Raw genomic sequence first — 14349 nt, 5'->3', positions numbered from 1 at the left:
CTAGATCAGCTCAGTAATCTCGCCGATAGGTATGACGAGTTAAGAGACATATATGTTAAACATATAACCTGTGAACTAGAGGGGTGGAGACAAGAAGAAGCGAAGCGAAGGCAAAAACGATTAGAAGAGGTAGCCCAACGTAGAATCCAAAGTATAGAGAATATAACACCGCGCAAGTTTGATATTGAGTCAGGGAAAGCTGCCGGAATTTTGGAATATTACTCCAGAATATGGAGAGGTATGTTTACAGATATCAGTAATGATATCCCACCTGAAGAAAGGCTAAGAGAAGAGGTTGGACCTGATTGGTATCAAAGTATAACCACGGGAATTAAAAACTCTGTAAATTACCTCGAGAATTTCCACTCTTTGTATGAAATTGCAGACCAATCTGCAAAGAACTCGCATTATTACCGCGCCTACTTGATGTGCACAGCAATGGAACTTATTGAACAGCAGGGTAAGGATGCGGTGTTAGGATTAAGTGACGAGGTGCTGAAATTAGCGGTTGCCTATTCCATGTCCCCTTCCTCAATTAATGAGCCGGAATGGCTAAAGTGGGTGTGGGAAAGTAAAACCGAGTTGGCATCTAAGACAGTCGTAAAATACTGGCTTCGAGAGCTAAAAGTAGGTGCTGAGCGTCTGACAGGATTTTATGAATTTAATGGTGATGAACTACTGTGTAAGGGGCTACCTGAAATCCTTCCTATAGTTTTGAAATTTTATCCGAACTTATCGACCGACCTGTTGAAAACAACGCTAATGAACATGTTTAAGTTTGTCGACATAAACGTTCAAACTACGATTGTTGAAAGAGCATTGAAGAAAATCCGCACTTGTGATGGCCGAGTTACTTTGTGGCTGGCCGCAGGTTACAGGACCTCGCCAAATATTTACTTTCAAAAGTTGAAGGGGCGGTTGTTAGAGAGAGATAGTGATAAGTGGCTAGCTCGAGATATCCTGATACCTTACTTCTGGGGGCAAAATGAAGAAGGTAGCTTCCAGCTCCAAGTAGAGCACCGAAAAGAGATAATTGAACTACTGGCAGAACATTTTAAGAATGTTAGGTATGAGCGTAATCGAACTGCTCATTGGATAGGTAGTCATGATGAGCCCTCTGCAGCTGATGAAGTAAGAAGAATGATTAATTCGTTCTCCCAGGAAGCATCGGACAGTGCTGCATTAGCTCTAGATAGTTTGTCGAGGAATCCGAAGCTGACAGAATGGAGTGTTGATATTCGATTTGCTTCTATTGGACAAGTTAGAACTGCACGTGAAGCCAAGTTTACATATCCTGATGTATCCAAAGTTGTTGGCACGTTATCAAACCGAGAGCCAGCTAACCCGTCTGATTTAAAGGCTTTGATTCTAGATGCACTTAAAGAAATAGCTGAAGATATCCGTCACGGTAACACTGATGGATATAAGGCATTTTGGAATTTAGATAACGGTAAAGCGACGGATGACCACGTTAATGAAAATACGGCTCGCGATAGAATCCTAGAGTACCTTCGGAGTAAAACGCAGCACTTAGAGATCGTAGCTGAGCCAGAGGCACAGTATGCAGATGAGAAAAGAGCAGATATTGCTGTTTACAGCAAAGGTATGAAACTACCGATAGAGATAAAGAGAGACGATCACAAAGAAGTGTGGTCCGCTGCTGAGAACCAACTCGAGAGGTTATACACTCGTGACCCCGCTTCAGAGGGAAATGGCATCTACCTTGTTTTCTGGTTTGATGGAAAGTTTGGCAAACAGCCACCAAGCAGATTAACCAAACCGGAAAACGCTAAACAGATGAAAGAGGCGTTGGAAACGCTGGTACCTGAATCATCATCAGGCTTAATTGATGTGGTTGTGGTTGATGTATCAGTTCCTGAAGAGAAGAAGGCAAAAAAGAAAACCGTAAAACGCAAGCAGAAGAAAAAGAAAAACGGCCCGTAATGGGCCGTATCAAAATGCAGTGATTGAGTTGTTTCTGAAGTTAACTCTGTTACACAGTTTCTTCTACATCAAAATAAAGGCCGTACTTGGCCCAGTCTATTTCATCGAATTTTTCACCGTTTTTGGCTGCATACAAACAGTCGGATACTAGTTTACTGATTTTTCGTCGCAGCTGTTCATCAGAAATCTTAATGAAGCATTGCAGCATATCTCCTCTGAGCATAGCTACACCAGTTTCAGTTGGTTGAACAGTGTTAAGTTCTAACAGGTCAATGATCCCATCAGGGGTACGAAGCATAGTGTTCTTTTTACGTGGCATGATTTTTTCTCCTAAAATTTAATTTATAACCACTGCATTTCTTATTTTCATTTCCTGGAACTACTCTCTAGCAGAGCTGAAAGATCCGGTTTACCTCGTTGCAGCTTGAGCTCTTCAACCCTTTGCTGCTGTTTCTCCTCCTGTTCTTTAACCCACTTCCAGAGAGCGGATTTCCTGATAACTAACGGGGAGTTTTTAGCCCCGCCAAGTTTGAAGAACGGGGGGCTATCCCACGGTCTTCTTGAGTGATTCGTCCTGAGTGTCGAGACGGGAATCCCTGTTATTTCAGAGACTCCGTCCAGATATAGGATCTCGTCTTCACAGCTACACATTTCCTGCCTCCATGTTGAAAACAGGGGCTAGTTTGATGGAGAGCTAGTGAGATCCTGAGTTGATTTTGGGGAAATTGGGGAGATCTTTAGTAAGTACATCAGCGACAGTGTTAACCGCCTTTGTTTTACGTTTCATCTTAACGAACGCATACCGTTCCAATGTAACAGCAGTACTATCCCCTATTACCTCAGCTGCTAAGTGAGGGTCCTCAGTTTCGTTAAGAACAATACTGGCTACATTTTTACGGAAGCAGTGTGGGGTGAGAGGTTCTGTGGAGAAGCCCTCCTTTATGGGGTGCGTGCAATTAGTGTATGCAAGCCCTGCTTTTCTACAAATGCGTTTAAACGCACTATCAGGATACTCGACGTGTCCGGACTCGCTTTGATTAGAGTGGAAAACATAAGGACAGTCAGATGGAGATAGACTGATAGCCCTTTTTAGTACCCATTGGAGAGGGGCTGATACTGGGAATGTTTTTCGTCGCGTTTTTGTTACGAAATGCATCTCACCTAGATCAGTCGTTAGTTCTGACTTCTTTAAGTGAGTTACATTCCCAATACGTGAGCCTGAAAATACTTCCGCTAATAAACATAGAACTGTCTGCGAATTCAGTTCTTCTAAAGCAGCAGTAATAAAGGCCGCAGCCTCTTGCTCAGAAGGAACTCTTTCAACAACGTTATCCTCTTCCAGCTTCTCGATAGGTGAGCAAGGATTGTCACTTCGGATTCCATACTTCACCGCTAAATTACAGGTACGATTGATCAGTGAACGAATTCGGTTATAGCTAGCTGCAGCCCCCCGCGTGTCAGGCTGTGAATTCAACACCTTCTGTATATTGAATGTAGTGACTTCCTGGAAAAGCATTGAGCCCAGAGTCGGCTGAACTAAGCGACGATAATCAGAAATGTTCTTCTTCACACCGCTCGGTTTATTCTTCTTCTCAGAGATGGGTACATGCAACTCAAAAAAAACTTGATCAAAAGTTAATCGGCTATAGTCTGGACCTGTTAGATTCATCTGGGTTCGATACCACTCATCACCCAGCCTCTCAAAAATCTTAAGATCCATTTCAGGGTATGTGCCCAGAGTTTTACTGGGACGGCGGTTATTAATATGCGCTCTTACAGCCAGTGAAACCCTGTTTTTATAGGCTCTCACGCGTAGGTGGGATTTGCCGATAACCCTATACTCCGTATCCCTACCATCAATCCGCTCAATATTATCCAGAGCTTTCTTCGTCAGTTTGATGTCGTAATACATCTCGTATCTCCTGTTCAAATCAGTGAAATACAAAATTTACTCATGCTATCTTTTGATCCTGAGTGGGTTCTGGGCAGATTGGGGAGCAAGATGGGGCGTGTTGGTAGTACTGAGAAGTTGAAACCGCATGAAAAGGAATTAAGAAAGCTGTGCATGAAGCAAAGCGATCACGGCTTGATCATGTTCGCTCTAGGGTTAGCTCCTATACCTGAAGAACTGGATAAACTCCTGAGCAATGGTTCCGTGAAGCTGCTTGATGAACTATATGATCAGTTCACAGCTCATCATTTTAGCCAGTTGCCGACGCTCAATCTCCATACGGACAGGATCAATGTTGAAGGGCGATGGCATGAACAGGATGGCTATTACGCAGTGGGCGATGATGAGTATGCAGATAAACTGTATGAAGCGATCATGTCCATCTATCCTGAACCGTCACCCCTAGCAGATAAAGTACCTGTGACAATTCTGTTGCCATCGGCGATTAAACAAGATGAATTCAAGCTCACTGATAGCCCTTCAGAATGGGAATTCATTACGCTAAAGGAAGAGGATAAACAGGATGATAAGAGCTACCAACTAGGCTTGCAGGGACTGAGAGATGAGCTGGATATGGCTTACCCTTTACGGCTGTTCCTAGCATTCAAGTTTTTAGGACTGGTGGATACACTGAAGCCTGCAAACAATAACAGCCGGATAGTCACAGATCTTCTGGAATCATTAAGCATGTCCGGACAGTTTGATTTTCTGGATCATAAAAAGCTGACGGAATGGAGTAAGCAATATAAAGAGCATTGCCGTATCTCTTCTCGAATCGATACGCTACAAGAAAAGGATTCGGAGCTTTATAAGCTCATTACTTCTGGAACACCGGGGCAGATAAAGAAAACTCGTGAGAAACGGAATCAAGTACAGAGCGATATAGCAAACCTCAAAGAAAAGCTGTCAGACATCGACATATCACCTCTACAAGCAACTCCTAGTCCTGAAACCAAAAGCTATTATTTTGCTATACCGAAAGAACTTCGGGTGGAGCTGGAGTTGCCGGAAGATAAACCGTATTGCTTCCCTACACTCAAAATTAAATCCAAACCAAAGCTCAAATACACAACAGTCTGCGTTGATAGCGCCAAACCTACTGATCGACATAGAGCAAAGCGTTCAACAGATAAATTAAGATTTATGCTGTGTTACCTGTGCTCTATGACAAGTGGCACTGCAATTACATTCTATGTCGATAAAGCGAAATATCAGTCGGTAACTGGGAAAAACTCTCCCACATTGATATTGCCGGATTCGTGGGCAAAGTTAGCTCTAGGGTTAAAACAGTATGAGAATGCAGGTACGCCATCCATGTCGGATGATGATTATGCATCTGACAATCTGAAGAAGGACTATATCGCTGCTATTTACGGGTCGTACATATCAAAGCAGGGTGAATTATTACGTCTAATCCCAACCGTGTGGGGGCCGCAACCGAAAGAATTTTGAATACATGTATATATACCCCTATACAATAATTCAAAAAACTTATAATTCGTTGAAAAGTAAGGACTAATAAAATGATCGTCGGCCTAAAAATCAAGTCGGCCTGTGATTTATAGGTTGTTTTTCTCTCTATCGGTCGCTCCTTTGCCAAGGTGATTTTCTAAGTAGGAATTAACAGTCGATTATAAAAATCAGTACCATTCAACTTTGACTGAAGTTAGCACCTGAAATTACCAACAAATCGTTATAACTGCCCAGCAGAGCCAAACCGGTTCTGACTGGGATTGTAATGATTCTATTGGACGTTTTAGGTGCTAACTATGAACCCTATCCACTACAAGCTGACCGACGGTCAGCACATCAGCGATCTCAATCTTCAAATAAACCCTGACAGCTACGTTACTCACCTGTGTGCAGATACTGGCATGGGAAAATCATCATGGGTTATGGATCACTTGTTCCAGCAAGGAAACATCTTGTTTGTTGTGCCTCAGCTGGCGCAGATTAAACAACTTGAACACAAGTACTCCGAACGAGTAGACATTGAGTTTATCTACGGCGGTAAAACGGAACTGAGCGATACCCCATCTAATATTGTCTGTACCTATGACCAGCTAAGTTTGATTCAATCAAAAATCCATTGCCACCATTACAATCTGGTCGTGGATGAAGTTCATAAGCTTTATCAGGCAGCAAGTTATCGCACCGAAGCCATTTCCAGATTGGTGGACGCGATTATGGAAGAACGGTTTAACAGTGTGCTGACGATGAGCGCAACTTTTTCACCTGACTTAGTACCTTACCGCATTGATTCATGGATTGAAGTCAGTAGAACGACGGAGATTGAAAGGAGTGTTCAGCTAGAACTGTACTCTGATCTCTATTCCATGGAAGAGCATGTGATCTCAAAGATCGATAGCAGTGAACAAGGCCCCACAGTTGTTCGCATCAATAGCAAGAAAGACATCATCGCTTATCAGAAGGTGCTGGAGAACAAAGGACTGAACTGCCTAGCCGTTAATCGCGATCTACAAGCTACAGAAGCTGTATCAACGATGCTCAAAGCTGAAAGCTTGGAAGGCTATGACGTGGTACTTACCACCAGTTTGCTGGATGAGGCGATTAATATTCAGGATGACGTCATTAATGAGCTGATTGTCTTTAATAACCAGATCCATCCTGAAGAACTAAAGCAGTTTGTCGGTCGATTCAGGAACTGTAACCCCGAGGTCAGGCTCTGTTTACCGAAGTATCTGCTAACCGGGAAATCTAAAGACCTTAATCTGGTGATGAAATCTAATACCAGCATCGTTAATGCGGCAGAAAAGTTGGCTGAAGTGATCCTGATGGAGTGCGATGTATTACAGACAGTGCGTAAAGCTAATGAAACATTAAAAGCTCTGTTCGGATTTGAACCTTTACGTATTAAATACGGGAAGATCGTCGCGAATGATGCAGGCATTATGGCGAAGCTGTACCAAGCAGATATCAGTCATTGCTACCACTCCCTCAATACATTGCAGAATGCCATGAAGCGAGCCTTCATCAATATGACTTGGGATGTTCAAGAAATAGATTGTCGGGCGCAGGGTAAAAACTCTGAAGCATTTGATGCTGCATATGATGCCATTACCGATAATTGGTTTGGTGCATTGAACAATTGTAAATCTGCCGTCACTCAGGAAATGGCAAAACAAAAAAAGGAGGAAGCGGGCGTACTGAATACAAGTGAGGTATTAGGTGCCTGCTGTAAACGGTTCTCTCCTGAGTCATTGGAGCTCGGGATACTCCAGAACTGGTGGCAGTTACATACTGAAGTGATGCCCGATCTGTGGGAAGCATTCGATGCCATAGAACAGGAGCGAGCAGTGAAGGTCTGGCAGTTTCACAATTCTGCTCGAAGTAATCTCTACATAGAGCCGCTATTGATCCAGTTAAAGCAAGTCCCTCTAGGTACTGCTATGACCCTGGTTGAAGCCAGGGAATGCATACTGAATGCATTACGTCAGGTCAGTAAACAATATCCTAATTTTAAGGATCTTGTAGCCAGTTCAAGTCTCTCCGGCGTGACTGTAAAGCGGAACAATCACTTTGATGTTACGGATCGATATGTACGCTTTATCTTCCGTGAGTACACAGCAACGCGCCCGGTGCGATCAAATAACAAGGATAGAATCGTATTCAATGGTATCGGCCCGTATGGCTATAGATATCGAATCGTGGAATCAGGGGTAGATACTAAAAAGAATAAGAAACCCGTGAAAAGGCTTCGTAGGATCAAGCCAGCAGTCTAATGGTCAATCATGTACTTAACCCGGATTCCGGGTTAAGTACTTTATCACTGTATGGGTTTTACTGCTGTTCGAGGAATTGGCGGATAAGCAGCCTGACTTGCTGGCTGACAGGTCTAGCTTCATTCTCTGATGCAATTCTTAGAAGCTCTGCCTCCTGTTCTGTCAGATAGAAGCTCATGCGTACCTTGGTCTTCGCGGTTTTTGGCCTGCCGCCTATTGAATGCTCGAGTTGAGATAGGGTCTGTAACTTCATTTACCATGCTCTCCGATCGCAGTGATACGGTCATAAACAGCATTATGTTTTTGTACTGTTTTCTGGAGCATATGAAGACCTTTAGCATTCTGGATATTTAAAGCGAATACGATTCCTGCGTTACTAATCCTATCGAACAATGTAGTTTCTCTGATGGAGGCAACAGGTACCCGCCCTAAGGTAGACCATAACTGATCTCTTGTTGCTTCAAATTTCTTCTGGTCCCTGAAGTGGTTAATGATAATCACAATGGGTTTACCGGCATCTTGGAGCAATTCATATGTTTTTAGCGTAGCTGCGATACTGCGAGAATCTGTACGCGTAGGAATGATGATTACATCGCAGAAACTGGCAGCATGCGCGACCTTAGGATCAAGCAGAGTAGATAGTGCTCCAAGATCAAATACAGCATTCTCCAGTTTAGTTAGATCAGCGGGGATTTTTTTCTTGTTGGGAGGAATCTGTATGAAATCTTCTATCGAAGGTGGTGTGATGTCATTAGTGATGTACTGACTACCCGTGTGGACAGACAAGTTAACGGAGATCGAGCTCTTGCCAACTCCTCCTTTCATGGAGGTTACGAGATACTTTATGGTGATAACCTGACAAATTAATTGAATGGCGAAATTGCCGCTATTAATTTGTTGGGCCAATGGGGACCAAGTTTAGTACTAAACTGATACCCCAGTGAGTCACAGAGCTGCTGCTGAATATTTGTATGTATTCAGGGAGCAAAGACCATCTGGGCGTTTAACCCAGGTTCTCTGTATTAATGAGCTAATGTTCCTCTGTTACCAGTTATAACTCAGCCGCCGAGAAGGCAGATTCTCTATACAGCTGATGGGGAATTGCTACGTTTCAGGTAGTCAGCTTCCCTTAAAAATAATGATTAAAAAGACTACTTAGCGGGACTGACTGAGACTGAGCGATAAGTTGCCGAAGACAAGGGATTAAAAATTCACTTCAAGGATGAATTGAGGAGAGAAGAAGCTCTTCATATCTTGTTGCGCCGCTTGGCGCGGCGCAAGAGAAAAAAGAAGTAGGGGAGCGAGCTGGCGCTCGCTCCGGTCTATTAACTTACTTTTTCAGGTCCGTTTTTTTGCTTGCTTCTGTTGCTCGAAGTTCATTGCTTCAATGATACAGCTCATCAATAACGAAAGCCCAAAAGTGGCTCTGGGGGATAATTCTAACCGACCAGAGTCATCACCCGATTGAAGCTCTTTTAAAGCAGACAACGCACTAATTACATTGATATAGGTATCAACTGGCATATCTGCAATCAGAGGATTATCGCTCATCAATCTTCTCCGCTGTTACTTCAACGTTGAAAACGTTTAGGTGGTAGTAGCTGATGAAGTTCTCCTGAAAAATATTGAAGAGCTCTTTTGCTTCTATGAGTGATACGGGTTTGGCATAACGAACCGTGCAGATGTCAGCATGAACATCGAAGTCGATCTCCTTAGCTAACTCGGTATCCCAGCCAGATCCCACGAAGGAGAAGTCAGTCAGGTAATCCAGCTCGAATCCGGACTGATGACGAGAGAGGCCGATCTCCACAGGATGATAGCCTCCTAGCTCTGCTGAATAGTCAGGGTCTCTGAAGTTGAACACAATTGTCTCCGTACCGCTCAGAGGATCTAGAGTGGGATAAACCTTATCTAGTTCATCGTTCAATAGTTCGATCAATTGATGGGAAACAGGCAGCACTAAGCCGTCCGTTAGAATTGGCAGTTTCATACAAGTAACCTGTTAGATTTAGTGTGTAAGGTGGTGTTGCCGAAGTGTGTGGTATGTGCGGGGAATAACTAAGAACTTCGCTTCAGCAGCGCAGTTGAACGTTTATCAAAATCATCAACCAGAACATGGAGAAATGTACTGTTCTCCGAAGGCTTAATTAACCGGATGTCGGATGCTCGCAAAATGGCAGCGAGAAAGGAGCTGTTATTGGATGACTTACCTACCATGCATTCCTTCAATACTGAAGATTTAAACGGATGGCCAGCTTGCCCAGACAAGGTGGTAATGATCTTCTCTAGAGGGATCATCTCTCGTGTATGCAAACCACCGCCATCGGTTTCTGACATTTGTAAGTAGTTCCTTTTCTCTTCAGTCTGGCGGGCAAACTGGAAGTAGATCTTTCCGGTCGATTTAGGACTTAACTTGTCAGCAACACCTTGTTCTATCAGGATTTTGTAATTCTCATCGGGGTTGCTTGTCTCTCTTCTCTGCTCAAGCTTTGTAGCGTTGTCAGCAGATGACATAGATTTTCGCGGGGACATAATAATTACCTTCAGGTTTCATTTATTAGTGAATGTGCTTGGGATTCATGGTGAGTTCGGACTTGGCTGGAGATTGCTTTTAGTGCTGCAGTGATAACCGCCAAGTCATCTAATAGGCCAATCACGGGTGCCACATCAGGTACTGCATCTAATGGATTAACCAGATAGATCAAAGCGGCAACAATGATTGCTTTCGTCTTAGCGGGAACGTCAGCATCCGTGATGAGGACATAGAGTAAGGTGGCTTTATAAAGGAGCTCTTTCGCGCCTTTAATCTGTTTTAGTTTGCAGAGTAATTCGTCTATTGATAAATCAGACATCGGCCAACTCCTGACACAGAGGGCAGTTGTTATGTATCAGCAGGTAGATACCGGAACCTTCATCTGAGAACACCGCTAATGCCAACTGATAATCTTCACCAATCGGTACAACGAATTCCGGATAGTCCAAGGCAAACTGTATTTGCCCACGAACTTCATCGGACATGGTTCCGACAGCGCTGTGATTGTCATCAGCTGTAAGGTGAATAAAAACGGTGGGTATGTCCTGCCAGTACTGCTTAGCTAAATCTTCTGAATCAAAACCCTCTATGAGGTGCCTGATAGCTTCATAGTAGATATCCTCAGTTAAATTTAATGCGCCCTTATCAGGCCAAGTCGTTATGATTTGCATGGTGTTCTCCAGACAATAAAAAAGGCCTTACCCGAAACAGGTAAGGCCCTTAGTTATGATTGGTTGATGGTTAACGCACGAGCTCGCTGAAGGCATCGCTGACATTTCTCTGCCTTTCAACGGTTTGCTTACTGTATCTGGCAGACGATTGAATACAGAGGTGCCCCAGTTGGTATTGAACATCGATCAGAGATTTACCAGATGACACCAAACACGAAGCTACAGAATGTCTGAGATGATGCGGAACTAAGCCTTCAAAGTCTTTAATGCCTGCATTCTTTAATACTTTCAAAAAGGCGATGCGGAAGCTGGAGATTGGATTGCCAGGTACTCGACCAGCAAACAGGTAAGGGTTGCCCGGTACCAGCGGTGTCTCGTTAATAATCTCCATAGCTAGATCTGAGAGATAAACTTCACGGCTTTGGCCGTTCTTAGTCATCGGTAGATAGAGAATCTGATTGTGCTTATCCAGGTGCTCATGCTTGGCTAATCTGAGCTCTCCACTTCTGCATCCAGTGACAGCAAGTAAGGCGATAATGCCGCCAATCTGCTTATTGGGGTAACAGCGAGCCTCAGTTATCACAGCTTTCAACTCTTTAGCATCCAGAAAACGCATTCGGATGTTGTTCTCCCTGAGTTGTTTCACCTTCATAGCTTCATTGCTATCGATAACATCCATGCGAAGTGCCAGTTGCCCCATACACTTCAAAACAGCTATTACTCGATTGCAGGTGGCAGGAGCTAAAGCTTTCCTGTGAGAGTTGGCAGAGTTGAGATCAAGCTGAAGCTGCAGAACATGAGAAGCCTTCAGGTCTTTAAAGAGCATATGGCCGAATCGAGGTTCAGCATGTCGGCTGAAACGTGTGATTTCATGCTTCCAGGATCGCGTGTGTTTCTTCTGGTAGGGCAGGTAGGTATTCCAGAAGAACTCTGAAACAGTCGGGTGATTACTGACCTCTTCTTTCTCTGCTTTAGGGTCAACCCCTTCTGCAAGCATTGCCCTGTAGCGTTGCGCAGCTTTACGAGCTGTCGCCACATTAATGTCAGGGAATCTACCTAAAGAGATGCTGCGTTTTCTGGATTGAAAAACATATCGCAGAAGAAAGCGTTTACTCCCAGCTTTCTTGCTGGAGAGGCACTTCAGACCAGTGATCTCTGTATCAGAGAACTCCAGTTCAGTGCTTTTAGAGGTTGGTGGGTTAGTGGGTAAAGCCCTGATACGGGCATCAGTGAACTTGAATTTCGTATTCATGAAACCTCCGGAAGTGGATATCCGGAGATGTTATATAAAGTTATTCAGCAGTTTATTGCGGTATTCAGAGACTGGAGAAAAGTGCCGAAAGCGTATGTATCAATGGCGGCGCCTATGTCTATTTTATCCGAGTAAAGATTAATTACTTTAGTTAGAGCATTTGATTAAACATGATCAAATTTTCTGAACCATCTACATATATATAAATAAATACGAAATATTATCCTTATATATCAATTGGTTGAAATTTGGCATGGCTGGTGCTTAGTAAAGATTGACTAGTCAATTACCGGCGGCGCTGATGATACTACCAACTGATCAAGATTTACTTTGCTCCCTGCCCATGAGGCATTTCTTCTATGGTTTTTCAAAAATATTAAGAGACCATTCATGCAAAGCTCTATCAGAGCAGGATAAAGCTGTTCTGAGTGAAACATCGTTTTTGTTGATAGAGCTATCGTCAGAGATAACAAAACATTTCATAAGAAACGATAAAGAATCCACTTCCTTACTCCGAATAGCGGACGCTAAAAACGACTGGCAGCAGAATGAGCAATTCCAGTCATTCAGAAAAACAGTCGAGACGCTTCATTGTTACAACACAGGCGATTTGCAACAAGCTCTGATGCCCTTGATAAAAATTTTGAAGCAAGTCGATCCAGATTATCACCTATCAGGTTTGGTAAGGGAGATTGAGTACAACCTTTCAAAGGCTATGTTCAGCGACTCAGCGCTACCAGGAAATAAAAATAAAATTCATTAAGGTAAAAATCATGAAAAAACTTTCGTCGAAGGAAAAGTATCGTCTTTTAACCCGTGATCTGGATTGGGAATACAGCTATGAGGATAAAAAAGAAGCTTTTCCCTATGAAGAGTTCGAAGGCCTTAAAATAGTTGATTGGGATAAATGGGAAGACCCCTTCAAACTGACAATGGATACATATTGGAAATACCAAGCAGAGAAAGAAAAGAAACTATATGCAATATTAGATGCTTTTGCGCAAAATAATTCCCAGCTTAGTGTTTCTGATCCCCGGTATTTGAATGCGATTAAAATCTTTTTGACCGCTATTTCACCTCAGGAATATCAAGCGGGTATTGGTTTCGCTCATGCGGGTAGACAGCTTTCAGGTGTCGGTGCTCGGGTTGCATGTCAGATGCAAGCTATTGATGAGCTACGTCATGTGCAGACTCAAATACACGCGATGAGCCATTACAATAAACACTTTAATGGTTTTTCAAATTTTGCAGACATGCAGGATAGAACCTGGTACTTATCCGTGCCGGTATCATTCTTTCACGATGCGAGAACGTCAGGTCCCTTTGAGTTTTTGTTAGCCGTAGGCTTTTCCTTTGAGTACGTTCTCACCAATCTTTTGTTCGTTCCCTTTATGTCAGGGGCAGCACATAACTCGGATATGGCTACTGTTACCTTCGGTTTCTCGGCTCAGTCTGATGAAGCGCGTCACATGACGCTCGGTTTAGAAGTTATCAAGTTCCTCTTAGAACAGCATGAAGACAATGTCCCGATTGTACAGAGAATTCTGGATAAATGGTTTTGGAGAGGTACCCGATTACTGACTGTAGTAGCTATGATGATGGATTATATGCTGCCGAAAAAGGTTATGAGTTGGGCTGAAGCATGGGAGGTTTATTATGAAGAAGCGGGGGGCGCGCTTTTTAAAGATTTAGCTCGATATGGTATCAAACCTCCTAAATATGCTGATCTTATTGAGAAAGAAAAACAGCATGTCAGTCACCAGGCATGGTGGACCTTTTACCAGTATGGTCATGCGACAGGATTCCACACATGGATACCGACTGATGAAGAGTTAGATTGGTTGTCAGAGAAATACCCTGAGACCTTTGATAAATACTATCGACCCCGTTGGGAAATGGCGAAGAAGATGGAGGCTGAAGGTAAACGTTACTTTACTTCCGGTCTTCCTCAATTGTGTCAGGTGTGTCAGTTACCAATGATATTCACAGAGATGGATAACCCAACTCAAACTTCTTACCGTCAGATCACATATAACGAAGAAAACTATCATTTCTGTTCGGACGGATGTAAAGATATCTTTGAGCACGAACCGGAAAAATATGTACAGGCTTGGTTGCCGGTTAACCAGGTTTTACAAGGCAATATGGGCGCTGACCTGGCTGATACAGTAGAGAACTATTTCAAGATTCCAACAGGGGCTGGTGGAGATATTAATGATTCAGAAGATCTTAAAATATGGAAAGAAAATAGTTAA

At 43.2% G+C, this 14349-nt stretch carries 15 protein-coding genes; 5 read left to right on the top strand and 10 right to left on the bottom strand.

All coding sequences use genetic code 11. The annotated features are described in order from the left end of the window. On the top strand, positions 1-1944 hold a 1944-nt coding region (locus GY843_RS03035; protein ID WP_297306381.1), incomplete at its 5' end, for a hypothetical protein. A 49-nt stretch (positions 1945-1993) separates the two neighbouring features. Here GY843_RS03035 and GY843_RS03030 read toward each other — a convergent pair. Both GY843_RS03030 and GY843_RS03025 read right to left on the bottom strand, forming a co-directional pair. Further along, the gene (locus tag GY843_RS03030; RefSeq protein ID WP_297306379.1) at positions 1994-2263 is read right to left on the bottom strand and encodes a hypothetical protein; all 270 of its coding nucleotides are present in this window, start codon (positions 2261-2263) and stop codon (positions 1994-1996) included. A 375-nt stretch (positions 2264-2638) separates the two neighbouring features. Further along, positions 2639-3856, bottom strand: a complete 1218-nt coding sequence (locus GY843_RS03025; RefSeq protein WP_297306377.1) for a tyrosine-type recombinase/integrase — start codon at positions 3854-3856, stop codon at positions 2639-2641. Between the two features lie 153 nt (positions 3857-4009). Here GY843_RS03025 and GY843_RS03020 point away from each other — a divergent pair, with 153 nt between their 5' ends. Together GY843_RS03020 and GY843_RS03015 are read left to right on the top strand one after the other, a co-directional pair. After that, positions 4010-5347, top strand: coding sequence for a hypothetical protein (locus GY843_RS03020; RefSeq protein ID WP_297306374.1), 1338 nt, complete (start codon positions 4010-4012; stop codon positions 5345-5347). A 317-nt stretch (positions 5348-5664) separates the two neighbouring features. Next, on the top strand, positions 5665-7638 hold the full coding sequence (locus GY843_RS03015; RefSeq protein ID WP_297306372.1) for a DEAD/DEAH box helicase family protein: 1974 nt from the start codon (positions 5665-5667) through the stop codon (positions 7636-7638). Positions 7639-7696: 58 nt separating this feature from the next. On the opposite strand, the gene GY843_RS03010 is transcribed toward GY843_RS03015, so the two are convergent. The 8 genes from GY843_RS03010 to GY843_RS02975 form a co-directional block, all read right to left on the bottom strand. Next, positions 7697-7891 carry a hypothetical protein gene (locus tag GY843_RS03010; RefSeq protein ID WP_297306370.1) on the bottom strand — a complete coding sequence of 65 codons (195 nt, stop codon included), beginning with the start codon at positions 7889-7891 and terminating at the stop codon, positions 7697-7699. Then, entirely contained in the window at positions 7888-8463 is a 576-nt protein-coding gene (locus GY843_RS03005; protein WP_297306368.1) for a hypothetical protein, read from the bottom strand. Before GY843_RS03005 ends, GY843_RS03010 begins: the two co-directional genes overlap by 4 nt. A 513-nt stretch (positions 8464-8976) precedes the next feature. Continuing rightward, positions 8977-9189 carry a hypothetical protein gene (locus GY843_RS03000; protein WP_297306364.1) on the bottom strand — a complete coding sequence of 71 codons (213 nt, stop codon included), beginning with the start codon at positions 9187-9189 and terminating at the stop codon, positions 8977-8979. Next, positions 9179-9628 carry a DUF2787 family protein gene (locus tag GY843_RS02995; protein ID WP_297306362.1) on the bottom strand — a complete coding sequence of 150 codons (450 nt, stop codon included), beginning with the start codon at positions 9626-9628 and terminating at the stop codon, positions 9179-9181. The genes GY843_RS03000 and GY843_RS02995 overlap by 11 nt, the downstream gene beginning before the upstream one ends. Before the next feature lie 68 nt (positions 9629-9696). Beyond that, the gene (locus GY843_RS02990) at positions 9697-10170 is read right to left on the bottom strand and encodes a hypothetical protein (protein ID WP_297306360.1); all 474 of its coding nucleotides are present in this window, start codon (positions 10168-10170) and stop codon (positions 9697-9699) included. An 11-nt stretch (positions 10171-10181) separates the two neighbouring features. Further along, complete coding sequence (locus GY843_RS02985; RefSeq protein ID WP_297306358.1) at positions 10182-10490, bottom strand: DUF1232 domain-containing protein; 309 nt, start codon at positions 10488-10490, stop codon at positions 10182-10184. After that, positions 10483-10842, bottom strand: coding sequence for a hypothetical protein (locus GY843_RS02980; RefSeq protein ID WP_297306356.1), 360 nt, complete (start codon positions 10840-10842; stop codon positions 10483-10485). The genes GY843_RS02985 and GY843_RS02980 overlap by 8 nt, the downstream gene beginning before the upstream one ends. A gap of 70 nt (positions 10843-10912) precedes the next feature. Continuing rightward, complete coding sequence (locus GY843_RS02975; protein WP_297306354.1) at positions 10913-12094, bottom strand: site-specific integrase; 1182 nt, start codon at positions 12092-12094, stop codon at positions 10913-10915. 301 nt (positions 12095-12395) lie between these two features. On the opposite strand from GY843_RS02975, the gene GY843_RS02970 reads away from it, so the two are divergent. Beyond that, positions 12396-12857, top strand: coding sequence for a hypothetical protein (locus tag GY843_RS02970; RefSeq protein WP_297306352.1), 462 nt, complete (start codon positions 12396-12398; stop codon positions 12855-12857). A gap of 10 nt (positions 12858-12867) precedes the next feature. Beyond that, positions 12868-14349: an aromatic/alkene/methane monooxygenase hydroxylase/oxygenase subunit alpha gene (locus GY843_RS02965; protein WP_297306350.1), complete on the top strand. Its 1482-nt coding sequence runs from the start codon at positions 12868-12870 to the stop codon at positions 14347-14349.

The sequence above is a fragment of the Neptuniibacter sp. genome (assembly GCF_024231755.1).
GTDB lineage: Bacteria > Pseudomonadota > Gammaproteobacteria > Pseudomonadales > Balneatricaceae > Neptuniibacter.
The sequence above is the reverse complement of the archived record's forward strand: the minus strand, read 5'-3'. Positions and strand labels throughout refer to the sequence as shown.

Bases quoted from the DNA above. Each gene is read 5' to 3' on its own strand.
- GY843_RS03030 (WP_297306379.1), bottom strand. From the start codon at position 2,263: ATGCCACGTAAAAAGAACACTATGCTTCGTACCCCTGATGGGATCATT.
- GY843_RS03025 (WP_297306377.1), bottom strand. From the start codon at position 3,856: ATGTATTACGACATCAAACTGACGAAGAAAGCTCTGGATAATATTGAG.
- GY843_RS03020 (WP_297306374.1), top strand. From the start codon at position 4,010: ATGAAGCAAAGCGATCACGGCTTGATCATGTTCGCTCTAGGGTTAGCT.
- GY843_RS03015 (WP_297306372.1), top strand. From the start codon at position 5,665: ATGAACCCTATCCACTACAAGCTGACCGACGGTCAGCACATCAGCGAT.
- GY843_RS03010 (WP_297306370.1), bottom strand. From the start codon at position 7,891: ATGAAGTTACAGACCCTATCTCAACTCGAGCATTCAATAGGCGGCAGG.
- GY843_RS03005 (WP_297306368.1), bottom strand. From the start codon at position 8,463: ATGAAAGGAGGAGTTGGCAAGAGCTCGATCTCCGTTAACTTGTCTGTC.
- GY843_RS03000 (WP_297306364.1), bottom strand. From the start codon at position 9,189: ATGAGCGATAATCCTCTGATTGCAGATATGCCAGTTGATACCTATATC.
- GY843_RS02995 (WP_297306362.1), bottom strand. From the start codon at position 9,628: ATGAAACTGCCAATTCTAACGGACGGCTTAGTGCTGCCTGTTTCCCAT.
- GY843_RS02990 (WP_297306360.1), bottom strand. From the start codon at position 10,170: ATGTCCCCGCGAAAATCTATGTCATCTGCTGACAACGCTACAAAGCTT.
- GY843_RS02985 (WP_297306358.1), bottom strand. From the start codon at position 10,490: ATGTCTGATTTATCAATAGACGAATTACTCTGCAAACTAAAACAGATT.
- GY843_RS02980 (WP_297306356.1), bottom strand. From the start codon at position 10,842: ATGCAAATCATAACGACTTGGCCTGATAAGGGCGCATTAAATTTAACT.
- GY843_RS02975 (WP_297306354.1), bottom strand. From the start codon at position 12,094: ATGAATACGAAATTCAAGTTCACTGATGCCCGTATCAGGGCTTTACCC.
- GY843_RS02970 (WP_297306352.1), top strand. From the start codon at position 12,396: ATGATACTACCAACTGATCAAGATTTACTTTGCTCCCTGCCCATGAGG.
- GY843_RS02965 (WP_297306350.1), top strand. From the start codon at position 12,868: ATGAAAAAACTTTCGTCGAAGGAAAAGTATCGTCTTTTAACCCGTGAT.